The sequence below is a fragment of the Halomicrobium sp. HArcel3 genome (genome assembly GCF_058933135.1).
Window position 1 is genome coordinate 85504 of the sequence record NZ_JBZYDN010000006.1, and the last position, 18982, is coordinate 104485.

Below are 18982 nucleotides of genomic sequence, written 5' to 3' on the forward strand. Positions count from 1 at the left end.
TATCCAGATCCTCCCCGACAGTAGCGCCGGACGCTGGCTCGCCCGCTACGGTCGGCGCGTGCTATCGGTCGGTCTCCGTCTCGGAGTTCGAGAGTGTCGTGTTTAGTCATTTCGTCGTTTCTGGTTTCCCGTTCACAGTAGGCAGACGTTTGTCGGTACGAGCGCGGAACCACCACTCACTCCGGCGGCATCTCGATGTGCTGGCGAGCGGTCGAGACGTAGTGGGCCACCGAGAGAACCAGAAAACTCGCCACCAGGAGGCCACCGACCGCCAGGAGCGGGATGGCCCCGAACAGGCCGACCTCGAGCCACGCGAGTACGAACACGAGCGCGCCCACGGCCGACAGTCCCAGGTACAGGTAGTGCCACGGAATCGACGAATCGCTATCGGTGAGATAGTCGTCGATGACCGAGGTCCGGTCCGTGAGGTGCACGGTGCCGCTGTCCTGGTCGTACTCCACGAGCCCGACGTCGGTGAGCTTCGGGATGTGGGTCTGATACAGTGAGACGTACACTCGCTTTCGATCCTGGTCTGTGAGTTCCGATTCGTCGGTGTCGTTCTCCCACGCAGCGATCGCCTTTGCCAGCTCGTTCAGTTCGACTGTATCGTCGATCTCACGCAGATAGTACAGGACGAACCGACGTCTCGGATTGCTCAAGACGTCGAACACGTCACTTTGTGAGATGTCTGGGTGTTTTGACGACATCAGGACCTACGAGTGGTTTTCACCGGGAGTACGCTGGTTGCGGGCAGTCAGTAGGCGAAGCGATGACCACACCGACGAAACAAGTGTCCACCCCTTTGTTACAACCAGCTTATCAACAATCAATCAGTAAAGGCGCCGCATTCGATCGGCCGCAGGAGGCCCCTGCGACGGGAATGGGGCGGCTGTTCAAGACGGGCTTATTTCACCAGTTCTGGCGGTAAGACCGCCGTATCCCCCGAAGCGGCGCTTTACCGCCGAAAACGCGCACATAACAAAACGTCATTTGATCGATAGCTGTGACTGTGACGGAACGCACTACAGTCGCAGTGATTTCCACTGTCGCCGACGGAAGACGGCCAGTTCGGCGGCGTAATCCCGAATTTACGGGCCGCCGCCCGGGGCCCTCCCGGACCACTTCGCCGCCCGGAGGTGGGCGGACGTGACCGCCTCGCAGGACGTCCGACCGACGGTCGCTATCGCCGACCCGGACGTCGGTGAACGCGAGATGGCCAGCGTCCGCGACGTACTCGCGTCGGGCCAGCTCAGCGCCGGCGAGACCGTCCAGTCGTTCGAAGCAGAGTTCGCCAGCTACTGCGGCGTCGACCACGGCGTCGCGACGAGCAACGGAACGACGGCCCTCCACACCGCACTGGAAGCCCTCGACCTCGGCGAGGGGGACACGGTCCTCACCACGCCCCTGTCGTTCGTCGCGACGGCGAACGCCGTCCGCCTCGTCGGGGCCGAACCGGTCTTCGCCGACGTCAACCCGTCGACGTACAACCTCGACCCGAGCGCGGTCGAGGCGAAGATTCGTGCCCTGGACGGCGACGTCGACGCCATCCTGGCCGTCCACCTGTACGGGCTCCCCGCACCGATGGACCGCCTCCGGGACGTCGCCGACCGCTACGACGTCCCGCTGATCGAGGACGCCGCCCAGGCCCACGGGGCCGAATTCGACGGCGACCGGGTCGGCTCGCTCGGCGACGTGGCCTGTTTCTCCTTTTACCCGACGAAGAACATGACCACGGGCGAGGGCGGGATGATAACAACCGACTGCGCGGACGTGGCCGAGCGCGCGGCCGCGTTCATCAATCACGGGCGCGACGACGACAACCGCCACCAGCGCGTCGGTCACAACTTCCGCATGACCGACCTGGCGGCCGCCATCGGCCGCGTCCAGCTCCAGAAGCTCTCCGGGTACGTCCAGGCCCGCCGGGAGAACGCCGCCCGGTACACGGACGCGCTGCGCGACAGCCCGATCCGGGCGCCGGTCGAGCCGGACGGATATCGCCACTCGTACCACCAGTACACGATCCGGGCCGAGGACCGCGACGACCTCCAGGCGCATCTGAGCGAGTACGGCGTCGACTCGGCGGTGTACTACCCGACTGCCATCCACGAACAGCCCGCCTACGAGGACGTCGACCACGGGGCGCCCAACGCCGAGCAGGCGACCGAGGACGTCCTCTCGATCCCCGTCCACCCGAACCTCACCGACCGCGACCGGACCGCCGTCGCGACTGCACTCGCCGAGTACTCACATGACTAACAGAGAGATACTGCGGGCTGGCGTCGTCGGCGTCGGCTCCATGGGAAGTCACCACGCACGGGTCTACAACGAACTGCCGAACGTCGAACTCGTCGGCGTCGCCGACGCGGACGCCTCGCGTGCGGAATCGACTGCGAACACCTACGGGACCGAGGCCGTCCCGACCGAGGAGCTCCTCGACGCCGTGGACGTGACATCCATCTCCGTCCCGACCGGCTACCACCACGACGTCGCCACGTCGGCCATGCAACGGGACGTGTCCGTCCTCGTCGAGAAGCCGTTCGTCACGGACGCCGAGAATGGCCGGGACCTGATCCGCATGGCCCGGGATCGGGACCTGACGCTCCAGGTCGGCCACATCGAGCGGTTCAACCCGGTCGTGGACGTCCTCGCCGACCTGCTGCCCGACCTGGACGTCATCGCCGTCGCCGCCCGGCGGCTGGGCCCGCCGGTCGACCGCGACGGCAACGACGACATCGTGATGGACCTGATGATCCACGACATCGACCTGGTCCTCTCACTGGTCGAGCGCGACCTGGAGGCCGTCTCCGCCATGAGCGCGCGCGGCAAGGACCACGTCGCCGCCCAGTTGCAGTTCTCGGGCGACGTCGTCGGGTCGCTCACCGCCAGTCGGGTCACCCAGGAGAAGATCCGCGACCTGTCGATCACGGCCCGGGACTGCCTGGTCCACGTCGACTACATGGACCAGTCGGTGGAGATCCACCGCCACTCGTCGCCGGAGTACGAGACCGAGGACGGCGACGTGCGCTTCCGCCACGAGAGCGTCGTCGAGCGGCCGTCGGTCGACAGCGGCGAACCGCTCAAGCGCGAACTGCGGTCGTTCGTCGACGCGGCCCGGAACGGTCACGAGCCAGAGGTGACCGGCGCCGACGGGCTCCGGGCGCTCTCGGTCGCCGAACAGATCAGCGACGTCGCGACGTCGCGCGTCCACGGGGAAGCGGAGGTGAACCCGAGTGAAGTCACGACAGTCTGAGCGGGGCCTCTACGGCGCCGACCTCGACGAGGCGCGCCAGCGAGTCGCGCTCGTCAGCGGCGAGGTGCCGGTGGCCGTCTACGGCCTCGGCAAGATGGGGCTGCCGCTGGCCGGCGTCTACGCCGAGGTGACCGGCAACGTCGTCGGCGTCGACGTCGACGAGTCGGTCGCCGAGACCGTCGATTCCGGCGGCTGTCACGTCGAGGGCGAACCCGGCCTCGCCGAACTGGTCGAAGAGCGGGTGAACGAGGGCGCATTGTCGGCGACCCACGAGCCGACGGTTGCTGCGTCGGCCGCGAGCGTCCACGTCGTCATCGTCCCGACGCTGCTCACCGACGACAACGAACCCGACCTCGCGACACTTCGGGCCGCGGTCGAGTCGATCGGTGCGGGGCTGAGCGAGGGAGACGTCGTGGTCATCGAGTCGACGGTCCCGCCGGGCACGTGTCGGGACGTCGTCCTGCCCCTGCTGTGTGAGGAGAGCGGGCTCGACGAGGGAGCGTTCGGCCTCGCCTTCTGTCCCGAACGGACCTCCAGCGGCCGGGCGCTCGAAGATATCAGGGGGTCGTACCCGAAGGTCGTCGGCGGCGTCGACGACGAGAGCACGCGCGTCGCCGCGCTGATCTACGACCAGGTCACCGACAACGACGTCATCGAGACGGACGACGCGACGACGGCGGAGTGCGTGAAGGTGTTCGAGGGCGTCTACCGCGACGTCAACATCGCGCTGGCCAACGAACTCGGCCGGCTCACCGACGACCTGTCGGTCGACGTCACCGAGGCCATCGACGTCGCGAACACCCAGCCGTTCTGCGACATCCACACGCCAGGACCGGGCGTTGGCGGCCACTGCATCCCGGTGTACCCGTACTTCCTCACCGAGCAGGTCGACTACGACCTCCCACTGGTCCGGACCGCGCGAGCGGTCAACGACCGGATGTCGGAGTTCGTCGTCCGGAAAGTCGACCAGTTGCTCGCGGACCGACGCCAGGCCCTGGAGGATTCGTCCGTGCTGTTGCTCGGCGCCACCTACCGCGCGGGCGTCGCCGAGACGCGCAAGGCACCGGCACGCGCAGTCGCGCGCCACCTCGTCGAGCTCGGCGCCGACGTCACGCTGACCGACCCGATGCTCGAGGCCGACGACGTCGCGTCGTGGCCCGGGACCTTCGTGCCCACGACGGCCGTCGAGACAGACGCCTTCGACGCCGTCGCGCTCCTGACGGCCCACGACGAGTTCGAGTCGCTGGATCCGGCGGCGTTCGGCGACGCGGCCATCCTCGACACGCGCCGCGCGCTGGCGTCCGGGACGCGCGATCGGCCCCATTACGCCCTCGGACGCGGCACGAAGTAACGTATCGTTAGCCCCGGAGTCCATCGGGACCGTTCTCGGCTCGCTTCGCTGAACGAGACATCACTACCTCGATAGATAGCGTGACTCAGCGGAACCGGGGACACGGGCCGTCGTCACCCGTTCTATCGGATAGTAATGGGGCGTTACCCCGCATTTGGACTCGATTACCACGAGTTGGGTAGAGAGTAACACATGTATACCAGTCTTAAAATTACAAACCATTAAGTGTCTGAGCTTCGGTAACTTGGACGCACTCGGGGGCTCGCCCCGGTGGGCAAATCGGAGAGAGATCATCCGGAATCGGATCGGCCCGGTGTGCGTCGCACCGATGGCGCGTACTACTCTCGGCGTGTAACGCCGAAATACGAACTGACGGTCACACATCGTGCGGCCGTGAGGGGGTCACAAAATGAGCGCACAGAACACAGCACCACAACGAAGCCAGGAATACGACGTCGACTCAGAGGACGTAGAGAACGAAAGCGAACAGACGGAGACGACAGCACCCGCCGAACCCGAAGAGCTGTCCCTCGACCTGATATTCGAGGTCCTGAAGAACCGCCGTCGGCGTGACGTCATCCGGTATCTCGAGGAACGGGGCGAGCGAACGTCGCTCAGCGACCTCGCCGAGCACGTCGCCGCCCTGGAGAACGACACGACGACGCAGGCGCTGACGTCGAGTCAGCGCAAGCGCGTCTACGTCGGCCTCTACCAGTGCCATCTGCCGAAGATGGACGACATGGACATCGTGAACTTCAACCAGGACCGTGGCTACGTCGAGCTCGGCGCCAACGTCGACCAGCTCGACCCGTACCTCGACCCCGTGACGACGGACGAGCAGCGCTGGCACACCTACTACCTCGGGCTCTCCGGGCTCGGGATCGCCGCCATCGCCCTCTCGCTCGCCGCCGGCCTGACCGCGGCGCTCACCCAGGTGCTCCTGGGCGCCGTCGTCGCCGCCTATCTCGGCCTCGCCGCCTACCAGACGTACGCGGCCTCGGTCGACGAGTAGCGTCATCGGGCTCGCCCCGTCCTTTCCTCGAGATTCGACCGCATCCCGGCCTCGAAGGGGCCGTTGTCGGACGCCGGCCGATCGTCCCACCCGGGGCACGTGGGACCGCGGCGTCCGCCCACGATGCGTATCCTGTCCGACCGCGCCCTGGGGACGGCCCTCAGTTTCCCAGGGCGCCCGCTGTCCGCCCGCCTCCGGATTCGTTCCGGACGCCGTCCGACTCCAGACCACCGACGCACCGGTTCGACGGACTGTGACGGCGCCACCGTCGCGGGGGGACAATCTCTCCATCCCACCGGTCCGGTGGGAGCGGCGCGATCCAGTCCCTCCTCATTATTGACATCAACAGACATATTGAGTGTCGGGCGCTCGTTTCGTTCACAGTTTATTCCATGGATGGAATCTCCATCGAATACGATGCCAGTGCAGACCAGTATTACGTCGATATGCCGCTCGACGGGTCGTCCGACGTCGGCAGAGCGGTCGTCGTCGGCATCGGAGAGATACTCGACCAGGACCCGGTTTCGCTACCGCCGCTCGGCAAGGTCATCGACACGGAGTCCCTGACAGCAGTCTTCGAGGGACGAACGGCCGAATCGGAGAGCGACGCGTCCGTCTCCTTCGACTACAGCGGCTTCGCCGTGACCGTTCACAACAGCGGCCGTATCATCTTCGACGAGAGGCACTAGCCCCGATCGCGTGGGAACTCGAACGGGGAGTTCGGATCTTCCAGCGGGGGAAACTGGTCGTTTCGCCGAAGTGAGTCCGGTCGTTTCGTGGGTCGGCCATCGTACTTCGTCCAGTGGGTCGGTCGGCGCGCTGTACCCACCCCCCGTGTGCGAAATGAAATGTGCAGAAAACCGTCGATACAGAGGACGTACTGGAAGGATTCAGATCGGAGTATCCGGGTTGGAGAGTCTGAGTAGGAGTGGTTTACGGCGAGATAAACGGCCTCCTACGGGTCCACAGGGCAGGTTGCGACAGACCCTCAGTGCACCCGGGGACAGGTTCGGAGACCGCGCACGACCGAACGGCGGTCACTTGCTGAGAAAGTCCGCGACCTGCGCGTTGACGACGGAGCGGACCAGGTCCTCGTCCGCCTCGAGGTCGGAGAGACGCGAGTCCTCGCGAAGCGTCTCGGCGACGACGTCCGGGTCGTCCGTGAACGTGTACTCCTTGTGGACGCCGCGGCCGAATCCGCGACTCCGCCGTTCGGACGTGACCATCCCGTACGTGTCGAGTTCGTTCATGTACCGCAGGTAGGTGTCGCGGGACTTCTCGTCGGTGTCGAGCAGGTCGGTGAGGTACTCGTACACCGCGAAGCCGACGGTCCCCGGGACGGAGTCGATGTCCTCCTCGGAGTACACCTGTACCGCGGCGGTCGCGTACAGCGAGAGCTTCTTCTGGGTCGAGAGGCCCTCGATCTGGGTGAGCGTCCGGTCCTTCTCGAACTCCTCCTGGGCGTTGCGGGCGTGGGGCTCCGTGACGACGTCGGCGTCGTTCCGGTTGGCGATCTCGCCGGCCTTCCGGAAGAGGTCGATGGCCTTCCGCGCGTCGCCGTGGCTCTGGGCCGCGAACGCGGCGATGAGCGGGATGACGTCCTCCTTGAGCGCGTCCTCGCGGAACGCGTCGCGCCGACGGCGGAGGATCGACCGAAGCTGGTTGGCGTCGTAGTCCGGGAACGCGACGTCCTGGGGGTTGAACGAACTCTCGGCGCGCCCGTCCAGGTCCTCCATGAACCCCGGGTCGTTGGTGAGCGCCGCGACGGAGACACAGCCCTCTATCTTCCCGAGTTTCTCCGCTCGCGAGAGCTGGTAGAGGAGCCGGGAGTAGGCCGGTTCCTCGTTGGTACCGCGGCGCCGACCGTGGAGCAGGTCGATCTCGTCGAGGATGATGATGACGGAGTCGAAGTTGTCGTTGATCAGCTCGTAGAGCCGGTCGAGTTTCTCGTCCGTGGAGATGCCCTTGCGCGGGACGCCGGGGTCGATGCCGATGCTGTCGGCGGCCGTCTCCACGAGCTTGTACACCGCGCGGTCGTGGGACTTGATCGTCTGGCAGTTGATCTCGACGACGCCGAAGCGCTGCCCGTTCGAGTCGGAGATCTCGACGATCTGTTCGCAGACGGCATTTATGATGAGGGACTTCCCCGTCCCGGATGGGCCGTACAGGAGCATGTTCGGTGGCCGGTCCCCCTGGATCGAGGGGCGGAGATAGGTGATAATGTCGTCGAGCTGGTCGTCCCGGCCGACGATGCGGTTCTCGTCGATGATGGTGTCCGGCTCGACGAGGCTCTTGTCCCGGAACACCGACTTGTGCGTCCCGGCCTGGAGCCGTTCCTGGATGGACTGCTGGTCGTCGTCGACCGAGACCTGTTCCTCCCCCTCAGACATTGGAGAGTACTGGTAGTGGAAAGTATAAAAAAGTACGCCAACCGTGTGCGATGGCAAATATTTCTGAATTCGACAGCTCCGGTCTTCTATCCCCCGTATAGGATTTCTTACAATACACCGCGAACGAGTTCATGAATTCCCGCCAGTCTGCCGAGGGGAGTTGTTCCCGGCCGGGGACACACCCCGTGTGCGAAATGAAACCCCGAGGGGTTCGACCGCTGGCGAGACATCGTCGGAGAGACAGTGACCCACCCCCCGTGTGCGAAATGAAATGTGACGTCTACGGACATCAGAAGTGGGAAGAGACGGCCGGAACGATCCGTCGAACCCGATTTGGATCCGGCTGGAACCGGTTTCGGCTAGTTGGGATACGGCATCGCCCGAGTAGTCTCGATCGAGTGGGCTGGTTCGAGGGGACTCGAGCGAACTGGGAGGACTCCAGGGGGAGGGGACACACACCCCGTGTGCGAAATGAAATCGGCGGAGGGGTGTAGCGGTTCGAACGAGGCAGCAGTGGGTCAGTCGGAACGACGCACCGTGAAATCGAGGAGCAGCATCTCTTCCGAATGTTTTGGTGGATTTCTCGATATACCTCTAGAGAATAGACATTCAGGTGATAATTTTTGTGAAGCGATGTCCTACGGGTTTGGTTTGATGCCCTAGTAAATAAACTTTTCTCTAATTTAGAGTTTTCACTGCAGGGGTCCCCTTGACCACGTCTTCCCTCGAAGTTCATCGGCCGAATTCGATACCCTGACGCTCGGACTCCGTCTGATCACCCACCCCCGCTGTTTTCCCGTTTCATTTCGCACACGGGGTGTGGGTGTGTTTTTAAACCCTCTTCGCGGGGACTCCTGTTTCACCCTCGTATTCAAGAGACAAGTGAGGATTGCCCAGAACAGTTCCTCTCTATGGCAAACTCGAAGATCCCTCTCGAAATCATTTCGCACACGGTGTCCCGCCACGGATCATCTTCCAGGGTCGGTCGACGTCTCTCGAACGATCATCTCCGCTCAGGAACCGAATTACGTGTGACCGACACCATCCAGATCCTCGGAACGCTTCATCCAGCCACCGTCCGAGAAACGTTCACGATACGTGAACCGTCCTCGGGGACACACACACCTGATTCCGAGTTAGTTGGGTATCGAGCGAGGGGGAGGAGCCGAGAGCGGTATGAACTAACTCGGAATCAGGTGTGTCGTTCCTAGTTACTAGTTTCTAGAATAGGCTAGAAGAAGAGAAGAAGTAGAGATGAGAGAGAAACGAGAATGGAGGACGAGACCGGACCGAGCGAAGTCGTCCAGCTTCCACTCGATCTTTGCTGCTACTCGTCCTCCTCTCTTCACCACTCCACCCTCTCGACCGAACTAACTCGGAATCGGGTGTGTGTGTCCCTCTTCGAATCCTCTTCACCTCAAATCACTCCCGCGGCGATCCAAATTTCCCGGAATTACCGATTGAAACGGTTGATATCGCGCTCCCCGTCGTTCGGACGTCTGGCTCCCTCACATCTCGTTCGTTCGACCGTCGCCGCCGAGCCGACCGGGCTACTAACTCGGAATCAGGTGTCTCTCTCGTTGGCCTCCTCTCCAAAGCCGTTTCGTCGGCCGATAACTAACTCGGAATCGGGTGTGTCGTCAATCCGCCGAACGAATGGGACGCGATCCGGTCGTCCACCAGACGTTCGATTCAGTCGATTCGTTCGATTCGCTCCTTCTGGTATTCGACCACGTTTCACCGAGGTTGCCTCTCGAGGTCCCCATCGATTCACCGCCATCTCGATATCACCGTGGGACCCCCGCACACAGCCGCTAACTCGGAATCAGGGGGGTGTCGACCGAATTCGTAGTTACCCCGAAAACCGCTGTACTGGCCCTGGATCGGCGCGAGGGAGTGGATCTAACTCGGAATCTAGTGGTAACGTTTTTGAGTACGGTCGTGGATAGCGATGGTATGGACGAGGGGAGCGACGGGGGGACCAGGGGTGACAACCTCTTCAGCGACGTCGACGCTGGCGGAGGGAACGACATCTTCGCGAACCGTGAGCTACTGAACATCGACCACGTTCCGGACCAGAACCGGATCGTCGGTCGCGACGACCACATCCAGGAGCTGGCCAACGAGGTCGGTCCGGCCGTGACGGGCGTCCCACCGAACTCCGTCATCCTGTACGGGAAGACCGGGTCGGGGAAGTCGCTCGTCGCGAATCACGTCATGGAGCGCGCTCGCAACGAAGCCGAGCGGCGTGGAAACCGGCTCGCGACCGTCACCGTCGATTGCGCACAGGCCAAGGGAGAGGCGGACACCATCCAGACGGTCGCCGACAGCATCAACCGCCCGGGCACCGGCGTCAAGGTGCCGACGCGCGGTATCTCGACGAACGAGTACTACAACCGACTCTGGGAGATCCTGGACCGCGAGTACGACGCCGCGCTGATCACGCTTGACGAGGTTGACCGGCTCGGCGACGACAACGTCTTGATGCTCCTCTCACGCGCCCGCGAGGCCGGGAAAGTCGACGTCCCCATCGGCATCATCTCCATCTCGAACAAGGTCAACTTCCGCGAGCAGATGACCGAACGCGTCAAGAGCAGTCTGGGACACAACGAGTTCATCTTCGACCCCTACGACGGCGAGCAGCTGCGCCAGATCCTCGAAAACCGCAAGGACGCGTTCCAGGACGGGGTCCTGAAACCGGGCGTCATCCCGAAGACGGCGGCGCTCGCGGCCCAGCGACACGGGGACGCACGCAAAGCGATCCGCCTCCTTCGGCACGCCGGCGACTACGCCAAGAACAACGGTGTCGGCGAGGTCAGGGAGGACCACCTCGAACTCGCCCAGGAACAGGCCGAGGTCGAGCGTCTCAAAGAACTCATCGCCGGGCTCCCGCCCCACAGCAAGTACGTCCTCTACGCGCTCGCGAACCTCACGTCGAAGACGCCCGACGACCGCGACTGGTTCCGGACCACCGTCATCTACGACGTCTACCGGAAGGTCTGCGAGTCGGAGGGGACCGACGACCTGACGACCGACACGGTCCGCGGGCTCCTCAGCGAACTCGCCTTCCTCGAGGTCACCGAGTCGAACCAGGAACACGGCGGCATGGGGAAGGGGACGTACAAGGAACATCGGCTTCTCTGGGAGCCCAGCGTCGTCTTCAAGATGGACCCCGACCCCGCGCGCGTCGACGTGGACCAGTAACGCGGCCGTCGTCACCCGTTCTGATAGATCGTCGTCGGTCCGCTACTCGCCGCCGTGGCCGCCCCGTTTCCATCCCGGGTGACCGACGACAGTCACGTTATCGGTCCCGGAGAGGCCGTGCTCACCGGATTCGTCCCGTTCCCACTCGAGGCGGGCCTCGGATTCGTCGCCGTCGAACCCGGCGTGCCAGGTTGGGAACAGCAAGAGGAGGTCCGCTCGGCCGTCTCCGTCGACGTCCAGAGGATAGCCGTCGTGGACCGGTCGTGCACCGCCACCGTCGCTGACGACGTCTGGTGCCCCGAACCGGTAGCGAACCGGTTCACTCGTCGGGTCGAACGCGTCCGTCTGGCGGACGGCCACCGGGACGAAGCCGTGTCCCTTCGGTGCGATCAGGTTCTCGTCACTGTGCGGTTTGACGTCGACGGAAAGGTCGTCCGGGAAGTGCGCAGCAGCCTGGCCACTGAGCGCTGGCACCGCGACTGCGGCGGCTGCCGCGCCGGCGCCCAGGCGGAGTACGTCCCGCCGGTGTTTCGAATTCGATTCGGTTCCGTTTGTCTCGTCACTGCTTGATTCAGTTGTCATGTATGACGAACAACCATTTTTGCCAGACGCGATTAATTTTTGTGGTTCAATTGACGAAAAGAATACGACATCGAACATCGACTGCGGGTCTGGTTCTACGGCACCACGTCTGGAGTTCGTCCCCCGACTGACGTGATCGTTTGCAACAGTCGGTACAAACAGATGTTTGTAACAGCCATTTGTACCGGTGCGTCTCGGTGCCTGAGTACGTCCCCGTCAGAATGGCCCCGAACGGACGCTCCATGATCCGGGGGCCGCCACCGCTCTCACGGGAGTCGACGCTCGCCGCCCACGCCGGCTGCTAATTCGTTCCCCCTTTCACTCCTCTTCTCACCGGCCGGTGTTTCATTTCGCACACGGGGTGTGTGCGTCGTTCACGTCGGTTCGCTTCGCGGCGTTCAGTGACCCGGGAACGCGACTCAGCCACGTGGACTATCGGTGTCCATGGCGTAGTCGCTCGCATGGCGACTGTACTGGAGTTCACCAGCCCGGCCGACGAGTTCCCGCTGGGAACGATTTTCGAGAACCTGCCGACGGTGACGGTCGAACTGGAGCGGCTCATTCCCCACGAGACCATGATCATCCCGTACTTCTGGGTTCGTGGCGCGGACGCGGTCGACGTCGAAGCCGCCTTCGAGGCCCACGCCGGCGTCGTCGACGTCGAACGCATCGACAGCGTCGATAGCGAATATCTCATGCGTGCGGAGTGGGAGTCTGCGTACTTCGGCATCCTGAGTGCACTCGCCGAGGCGAGCGTCGTCGTTCTCACAGGCGTCGGGACCAGCGACGGCTGGGACTTCGAGGTTCGCGGGGAGGATCGGACGGCGATCAGCGAGTTCCGAACGCTCTGCCAGGAACACGACATCCCTATCGAGATCACCGCCGTCCACGCGCTGCTCCCGGTCAAGGGCGACGGCATCGAACTGACGGACGCCCAGCGGGAGGCGCTGGTGCTGGCGTACGAACGCGGCTACTTCGACTCACCCCGCGAGACGACGCTCGACGAGATGGCGTCGGAACTCGGGATCAGCCAGCAATCGCTCTCCTCACGCCTCCGTCGCGGCCACCGACGCCTCATCGGCGGCACGCTGGTCAACTCGTAAACTGGTCAACTGTCGACTACATATAAAAACCTCCTGTATAATCAGGGGAATTCATCAATTGCGTTCGGTCCCTCGTTACGGTAGATTCCTTTGATCGCCACTTATCCGAATACCGAACTGGAGTCGCTGACGTTCGACCGCGACTCGGGAACGTACAGGGCGGAGTTCGACCAGCAACGTACTTCTGCGAGTGCGGCAGTCACCGCGTTGCTGTCTGCGGTACGGGACTGCGCCCCGACCGAACTCTCGCCGCTCTACGAGTCTGTCGACCCGGACGCCCTCGACTCGCTCACCCGGGTTCGGAGTGGCACCAACGGTGACGTCACGGTCGCGTTCTCCATCGGTGAAATCGAGGTCACCGTGTACAGCTACGGGACGGTCGCGATCACGTCCCCCGACGCCGATGGACTCGAAAGCCCGACCGAACAGCCCGCGCTCGACTGACCGCCCGACGGACTAGACGCCGAGCCACTCGTCGTTCCGGACCTCGTAGCCGTTCGAACGGCAGAACTCTGCCGCTTCGCGGCGCACCGCCCGGGATCCGGGCAGCTTCTCCTTCTCGCGGATCTGCTCGACGATCCAGTCGCCCATGACCCGGATTCCCTCGTCGTCGTCGTCCGCGTCGATTGCCGCGAGTTCTCGGAACGTCTTCTCGTAGGCGTTGCGCTGTGACCCGCCGAGGTCCGCGCCGGAGAGTCGGTCGGTGGCCTCGACGACGCGTTTCATGGCCGTCGCGACCGTCGGTCGCTGGACCCGGACCCGGACGTCGGTGGGTGCCTCGAACGTCTCCGCGTCCGAGTCGGGGACCAGCTCCGCGACCGCGTAGCTTTCGTCGGTCGCGTCGACCTCGCGGTCGCCGATGGCCGCGACGACGTCCGCCCCCGTCGCCGGGAACGACACCGCCTCGAGGTCCGACTCGACGTCGTCGAGGACCCCCTCGTCGATCGGTGGCTCGGGTTCGTCGCCGCGTTCCAGCTCGGTTTCGATGGCACGCTCCCGCTGGCGCCGCTCTTCGTCGTCGGCCTGTTTGTCTCTACCCGATTTGTTATCTGCCATTCTACATTTTTGGCGCCGGAGCCGGATAGACCTGTGGTCGCTGGCGGACGTTTGGCGTTCGGCTATCGTCGACATCCCGACCGGAATCGACTCGCTCAGCCCCTGAGCGCGTCGACCGGGCGGTCGTTGGCCGCCTTCCAGGCCGGGTAGAGCCCGCTCAGCAGGCTCGCGAACACCGCGAACCCGAAGCCGTAGAAGAGGTACCGGAAGCTGGACCAGCCGAACACGAGCAACGCGTCGTCGGCGATCAGGTCGAACATGAGCATGCCGACGCCGAGCGAGACGAGGGCGCCGAGGAATCCGCCGATGACGCCCAGGAAGGCGGCCTCGGTGAGGATCATCCGGAGCACCTCGCCGCGACGGATCCCGACCGCCCGGAGGACGCCGATCTCGCCGCGGCGTTCGATCGTGCTCATCAGCATGACGTTGAGGATGGCCACGCTCGCGACGACCAGCGAGATGGAACCGATCCCCAGCAGCGCCAGGTTGAGCGTGTTCAGGAACGAGTCGATGTTCTCCTGGACCCCCGCGAAGTTGGTGACGCTGATCACTTCCTCGTCCCCCTCGTTGAACCGCTCCTCGAGGTCCTTCGAGATGGCCGTGGCCTGGTCGCCGTCCGACGCCTCGATCGTCACCGAGTCGTAGTACTGCTGGTCGGAGAGCGCCGAGAGCGGTAACACGAGTTCGTTGCCGCCGCCACCGAACCCGCCGCCGGACTCGATGAGCCCGCGGATACGGTAGAGTCGCCCGTCGTACTCGACGGGATCGCCGATCTCGAGCCCGAGCTGTTCGGCCGTACTGGCGCTGATCAGCGCCCCCGACTCCAGGCGGTCGGGTGAGTCCCCCGTGGTCACGTTGTACAGCACGTTCGCCTGCTCCACCGCGGTGACGCTCACGAACACCTCCTCGCCGCTCCGGGAGGTCAGCCGCGTCGCGTTGGACTTCTGGGGGACGACGGGCGCGTCGCCCGCGATGGCTCGCATCTCCGCCACCTGGTCGTCGGTCAGGCCGTCCTGCTCGCTGTCCTCGCCGGCCGAGACCGTCACCTCGCTCGCCAGGCCACCCAGGTCCGTCGTCGCCTGCTGCTGGATGGCGGCGCCCGCCATGCCGAGCGAGGCGATGGCGATGACGCCGATGACGATGCCGAGCGCGGCCAGTCCCGTCCGGACGCGGTTCCGGCCGAGGTTGCGCCAGGCCATCAGGGCGCTGGGGAACCGCCAGAGGACGTCCGCGACGCTCACGCGGGGACCACCTCCTGGATCACGCCGTCGACGATCCGGACCGTGCTGTCGGTGTACCCGAGCATCTGCTCGTCGTGCGTGACCGCGACGATGGCGACGTCCTCTTCCTCTTTCAGTCGCGTCAGCTCTTCGAGGATCGTCTCGCCGGTGTCCTGGTCGAGGTTCCCCGTCGGCTCGTCGGCCAGCAGGATGTCGGGTTCGTTGATGAGCGCCCGCGCGATGGCGACGCGCTGTTTCTGGCCGCCGGAGAGCTGCTTCGGCGTGTGCTCGAGTCGGTCACCGAGGCCGACCCGCTCCAGCAGGTCGATGGCCCGGTCGTGCCGGTCGACGCTGGTGTCCCACATCGAGGGCAGTTCGACGTTCTCGGTCGCGGTGAGCATCGGCAGCAGGTGGAAGTCCTGGAAGACGAAGCCGATGCCCGACCGGCGCTCCTCGGTGAGTTCGTCCTCGCTGAAGTCGGTCACGTTCCGGCCGTCGAGCCGGACCGTCCCCTCCGTCGGCGTGTCCAGCAGGCCGATGATGTTGAGCATCGTGCTCTTGCCGGAGCCGGACGGTCCGATCACGGTGACCATCTCGCCGCGGTCGGCCTGGAAATCGACGCCCTTCAGCGCCTCGATTATCTCCTCGCCGCTCCGGTAGCGCTTGACGACGTCCTCGAGTTCGATGACGTTCATCGTCGCCAGAGGAAGACCGCGACGCCGGCCACCGCGAGGATCACGAGGACGACGCCGATGGGAAGCAGCGGGAGGCCGCCCGACCCGGCCTGTCCGTCCGGCCCGCCGGTCCCGCTGGCGGGGTTCTGCCCGTCACTGCCGGGCTGGGCGTCCCCGCCGGTGGCGGCGCCGGCCCCACCGCCCGACCCGACGTTGACGGCCTGCGTCGTGGTCACGCGCTCGCCGTCGACGATGTAGGTGATCTCGATCGGGACCGTCGACGTCCCGGCGTCGACCTCGCCGGTCAGCTCGAAGGTCGCGAACTCGCTGGCCTCGATGGCGCCGATGAAGTACTCGCCCGACGGCGCTACGGGGCGAACGCCGCTCTCGTTCGGGATGCTGACGAGCACGGACTCGGTGTCGGTGCTCCCGATGTTCGCGGCGTCGCCGTCGACGGTGACACGCGAGCCGGTGCGCGTCGTCTCGACGCCGGTCAGCCGAATCTCGCCGTCGACCTGCTTGACGTTCTGCAGGTTGACCGTCTCTTCGGTGGTGTGGCTCTGGCCCGCCGCCGTGTAGCTGGCCGTGAACGTGACCCGGTCGGACGAGAGGTTCTCCGTGTCGAACGTGGTGGTCTGGCTCGACCCGGGCGCCACGTCGAACAGGAAGTTCCGGTCGAACTCCTCGCCGTCCGCGCTCGCCGCGATCTCGACGTCCGACAGCTCCGTGTTGCCGAAGTTCGTCAGCGAAACCTCGGTGGTCCCCGACTGGTTGCCCGCTGTCCGCGTCGAGATATCCGCCTTGACGACCGGGTCCTCGACGTCGACGTACACCGGGTACTCGTAGGAGTTGTGGTTCCCGTTCTGGTCCCGGACGACGACGTGGGCGGTCAGGCGCTTCTCGCCCGCCTTCTCGAACGTCGTCGTCAGCGGGATGGTGACCGAGCCGCCCGGCGGCACCGACCCGACGTCCTCGATCCGTTGCTGGGTGTCGGCGTCGCCCGACGTCCGGAGGTAGATGTCGGTGATGTAGACGCTCCCGTTACTGCTCTGGAGGTTCGACACCGTCGTCTCCAGGGTGACGGGCTCGCCCGTCACGGTCTCGTTCGACGTCACCGACACCGACGTGATCTGTACGTCGGTCTGGGCCGCCACGACGGCCGTCGCGGCGACTCCCGTGCTGACGAGCACGGCACAGACGACGAGTGCCCGCAGGGCCCGGGACCTGGTCATCGGGTGACCCCGCTGGTGGTCGTGTCGCGGCCGGTCGCTGGTCGACGGCGATGCCGACGGCGTGGGAGAGGGCGCGCGGAGGAGTGCCGTTTACACGTCTCGCTATCAGGGCTCATACAGTGCCACTGGACGTGGAGCCATAAATGATATTCCAAATTCAACTGAGGGTGCGTGGGAAGAAAGCGCTCGACGGCCAGCTGACCGGTATCGTGGTACGGGACCGGTGCCGCTCGCCGACGGAGCCAGACCCCCCGTCTGCGAATTGAAATCCGGACCGGTCTGGGCTACTCGTCCTGCTTGCTCGCCTCGTCCAGCAGGACGACCGCGCTGCCCAGTAGCGCGACGTTCTTCAGGAAGTTGATCTTGTTGGCCTGCCGTTCCTGTCCCTCCATCGTCCAGAAGTCGTGGATGGCCGGCGTCGTCCCGAGGAAGAACACGATCAGCGCACCCGCGGAGGCTCGCGGGAACTTCCAGAACAGGACGCCGAGGTTGGCGACCAGCAACATCCCGGTGACGAACGGGACGAAGACGTCCGCCATCGGGACGCCCTTCTCCGCGGCGATAGCGACGCGCTTCTCGTTGTTCTGGAACCCGTCGACGGCCATGTACGCCAGGATACCGGCGTACAGCGTTCGCCCGAGCGCCGACGGCGGGCTCCCGGGCGCGTCGGCGTCGGTCACGCCTCGACCACCCCCATCCGGCTGACGTTCGCACTGACGCGCCCGACCGTCTCGTACTCCCCACCGTCGATCCGGCGCATGATGCGGCCCTCGACGTCGTCGCGCTGGTCGGGGACGTCGAAGAGCCCTGACCCGCAGAGCACGTCGCCATCGTGGACGGCCCACGTCTCGACGACCTCGTGGGGCTCGCCGGGGTAAGCGACGCGCTCCCAGTCCCGGCCGAAGTTCGTCGACTCGAACAGGGCGACCCCGTGCTCGTCGTTCACCCAGGCGGGTGGGGCCTCCTCCCCGCCGCCGAAGAAGACGGTGCCGTCGTGGACGAACACCTCCCTGACGTACGAGAAGTCGTTCCCGCCGTCGATCCGTTCCCAGGAGTCGCCGGCGTCCGTCGTCCGCCAGAGGCCGCCCTCACCGACCGCGTGCCCGAGGCCCAGGTTCTCCAGGTCGTGGTCGAGGTAGCCGGTCGCGGCGAGCCAGACGTCCTCCGAGATGGGGAGGACCTGGTGGACGTCGTCGACGATGGCGTCGCGTCGGTCGACCCACGTCCGGCCGCCGTCGTGACTCAGGTGGACCCCGCCCGCCTCGACGCCGGCGATCAGCGTCTCGGGGCGACCCGGGACCGTTTCGAGCGCCCGGAGTCGGGCGTAGTGGGGGTCGATTGGCGACTCCCAGTGGCCCCTGGACGGAAGCTCGCGGAACCTCTTCAGCTCCGACCACGTCTCGCCGTCGTCGACGGAGCGGAACAGGTAGGGGTCGTTCGTGCCGGCGTAGAGCGCACCGTCGCCCGTCGCCAGAATCGACCACACCTCGCTCTGGCCGGCGTGCCAGAACCGGTCGCCGAGCGGGACCCCCAGGTCCTCCCACGTCCGGCCGCCGTCCCGCGAGCGGTACGCCCCGGTCGAGGACGCGACGAACACACCCTCCGCGTGGTCCCACGACTCCACCGCCGTGACCACCTCGCAGTCGAGCACCTTCTCGGGTTCCTCGCGCTCGAAGGGCACGTCGCCGACCCGGTACAGGCCCTCGTCTGTCCCGATCAATAGTGTCATACGTGAACGTGTGCGTTGCACTCCTAATAAACGTTTACCGCCCTGTAAAATCTAAGTGAGAGGGGCGTCAACCGGCAAACGACGATTCACCCGCGGTGAGGCCGCTCCCGGCCCGATCACCGCTCCTCACCAACGACGCCATCCCACCGATGACACCATCCCACCAATGACCCCACCCC

The 18982-nt window shown here is 65.1% G+C and carries 17 protein-coding genes; 8 read left to right on the plus strand and 9 right to left on the minus strand.

Going from position 1 to position 18982, the window contains the following annotated elements; genetic code table 11:
* Window positions 1–176 precede the first annotated feature (176 nt).
* Complete coding sequence (locus tag AC5FRV_RS15270; protein WP_143117755.1) at window positions 177–707, minus strand: DUF7344 domain-containing protein; 531 nt, start codon at window positions 705–707, stop codon at window positions 177–179.
* A gap of 505 nt (window positions 708–1212) precedes the next feature.
* On the opposite strand from AC5FRV_RS15270, the gene AC5FRV_RS15275 reads away from it, so the two are divergent.
* From AC5FRV_RS15275 to AC5FRV_RS15295, 5 genes are all read left to right on the plus strand, one after another.
* Window positions 1213–2256, plus strand: a complete 1044-nt coding sequence (locus AC5FRV_RS15275) for a DegT/DnrJ/EryC1/StrS family aminotransferase (protein WP_493562074.1) — start codon at window positions 1213–1215, stop codon at window positions 2254–2256.
* Window positions 2249–3250 (plus strand): Gfo/Idh/MocA family oxidoreductase, encoded by a 1002-nt coding sequence (locus tag AC5FRV_RS15280; RefSeq protein WP_493561954.1) that lies wholly within the window; start codon window positions 2249–2251, stop codon window positions 3248–3250. The genes AC5FRV_RS15275 and AC5FRV_RS15280 overlap by 8 nt, the downstream gene beginning before the upstream one ends.
* A complete protein-coding gene (locus tag AC5FRV_RS15285) occupies window positions 3231–4601 on the plus strand; it encodes a nucleotide sugar dehydrogenase (protein WP_493561955.1) in 1371 nt (456 codons plus the stop codon). Before AC5FRV_RS15280 ends, AC5FRV_RS15285 begins: the two co-directional genes overlap by 20 nt.
* A gap of 409 nt (window positions 4602–5010) precedes the next feature.
* On the plus strand, window positions 5011–5613 hold the full coding sequence (locus tag AC5FRV_RS15290) for a DUF7344 domain-containing protein (RefSeq protein WP_493561956.1): 603 nt from the start codon (window positions 5011–5013) through the stop codon (window positions 5611–5613).
* Between the two features lie 392 nt (window positions 5614–6005).
* Window positions 6006–6302, plus strand: coding sequence for a HalOD1 output domain-containing protein (locus tag AC5FRV_RS15295; protein ID WP_493561957.1), 297 nt, complete (start codon window positions 6006–6008; stop codon window positions 6300–6302).
* Window positions 6303–6650: 348 nt separating this feature from the next.
* Here AC5FRV_RS15295 and AC5FRV_RS15300 read toward each other — a convergent pair whose 3' ends face one another.
* Window positions 6651–8003 (minus strand): Cdc6/Cdc18 family protein, encoded by a 1353-nt coding sequence (locus AC5FRV_RS15300; RefSeq protein WP_493561958.1) that lies wholly within the window; start codon window positions 8001–8003, stop codon window positions 6651–6653.
* A gap of 1956 nt (window positions 8004–9959) precedes the next feature.
* On the opposite strand from AC5FRV_RS15300, the gene AC5FRV_RS15305 reads away from it, so the two are divergent.
* A complete protein-coding gene (locus tag AC5FRV_RS15305; RefSeq protein ID WP_493561959.1) occupies window positions 9960–11207 on the plus strand; it encodes an orc1/cdc6 family replication initiation protein in 1248 nt (415 codons plus the stop codon).
* A 42-nt stretch (window positions 11208–11249) separates the two neighbouring features.
* Here the strand turns inward: AC5FRV_RS15305 and AC5FRV_RS15310 are convergent, their stop codons facing one another.
* Complete coding sequence (locus tag AC5FRV_RS15310) at window positions 11250–11789, minus strand: hypothetical protein (protein WP_493561960.1); 540 nt, start codon at window positions 11787–11789, stop codon at window positions 11250–11252.
* 461 nt (window positions 11790–12250) lie between these two features.
* Between AC5FRV_RS15310 and AC5FRV_RS15315 the strand changes: the two genes are divergently transcribed.
* Window positions 12251–12892 carry a helix-turn-helix domain-containing protein gene (locus AC5FRV_RS15315; protein WP_493561961.1) on the plus strand — a complete coding sequence of 214 codons (642 nt, stop codon included), beginning with the start codon at window positions 12251–12253 and terminating at the stop codon, window positions 12890–12892.
* Window positions 12893–12982: 90 nt separating this feature from the next.
* Window positions 12983–13336 (plus strand): HalOD1 output domain-containing protein, encoded by a 354-nt coding sequence (locus AC5FRV_RS15320; RefSeq protein WP_493561962.1) that lies wholly within the window; start codon window positions 12983–12985, stop codon window positions 13334–13336.
* A gap of 12 nt (window positions 13337–13348) precedes the next feature.
* Here the strand turns inward: AC5FRV_RS15320 and AC5FRV_RS15325 are convergent, their stop codons facing one another.
* From AC5FRV_RS15325 to AC5FRV_RS15350, 6 genes are all read right to left on the minus strand, one after another.
* A complete protein-coding gene (locus AC5FRV_RS15325) occupies window positions 13349–13948 on the minus strand; it encodes a DUF5789 family protein (RefSeq protein ID WP_493561963.1) in 600 nt (199 codons plus the stop codon).
* Window positions 13949–14043: 95 nt separating this feature from the next.
* A complete protein-coding gene (locus AC5FRV_RS15330) occupies window positions 14044–15189 on the minus strand; it encodes an ABC transporter permease (RefSeq protein WP_493561964.1) in 1146 nt (381 codons plus the stop codon).
* Window positions 15186–15863, minus strand: coding sequence for an ABC transporter ATP-binding protein (locus AC5FRV_RS15335; RefSeq protein ID WP_493561965.1), 678 nt, complete (start codon window positions 15861–15863; stop codon window positions 15186–15188). The genes AC5FRV_RS15330 and AC5FRV_RS15335 overlap by 4 nt, the downstream gene beginning before the upstream one ends.
* On the minus strand, window positions 15860–17074 hold the full coding sequence (locus tag AC5FRV_RS15340; RefSeq protein ID WP_493561966.1) for a COG1361 family protein: 1215 nt from the start codon (window positions 17072–17074) through the stop codon (window positions 15860–15862). Before AC5FRV_RS15340 ends, AC5FRV_RS15335 begins: the two co-directional genes overlap by 4 nt.
* Window positions 17075–17358: 284 nt before the next feature.
* On the minus strand, window positions 17359–17754 hold the full coding sequence (locus AC5FRV_RS15345) for a DoxX family protein (protein WP_493561967.1): 396 nt from the start codon (window positions 17752–17754) through the stop codon (window positions 17359–17361).
* Window positions 17751–18803, minus strand: coding sequence for a WD40/YVTN/BNR-like repeat-containing protein (locus AC5FRV_RS15350; protein ID WP_493561968.1), 1053 nt, complete (start codon window positions 18801–18803; stop codon window positions 17751–17753). Before AC5FRV_RS15350 ends, AC5FRV_RS15345 begins: the two co-directional genes overlap by 4 nt.
* Window positions 18804–18982: the final 179 nt, after the last annotated feature.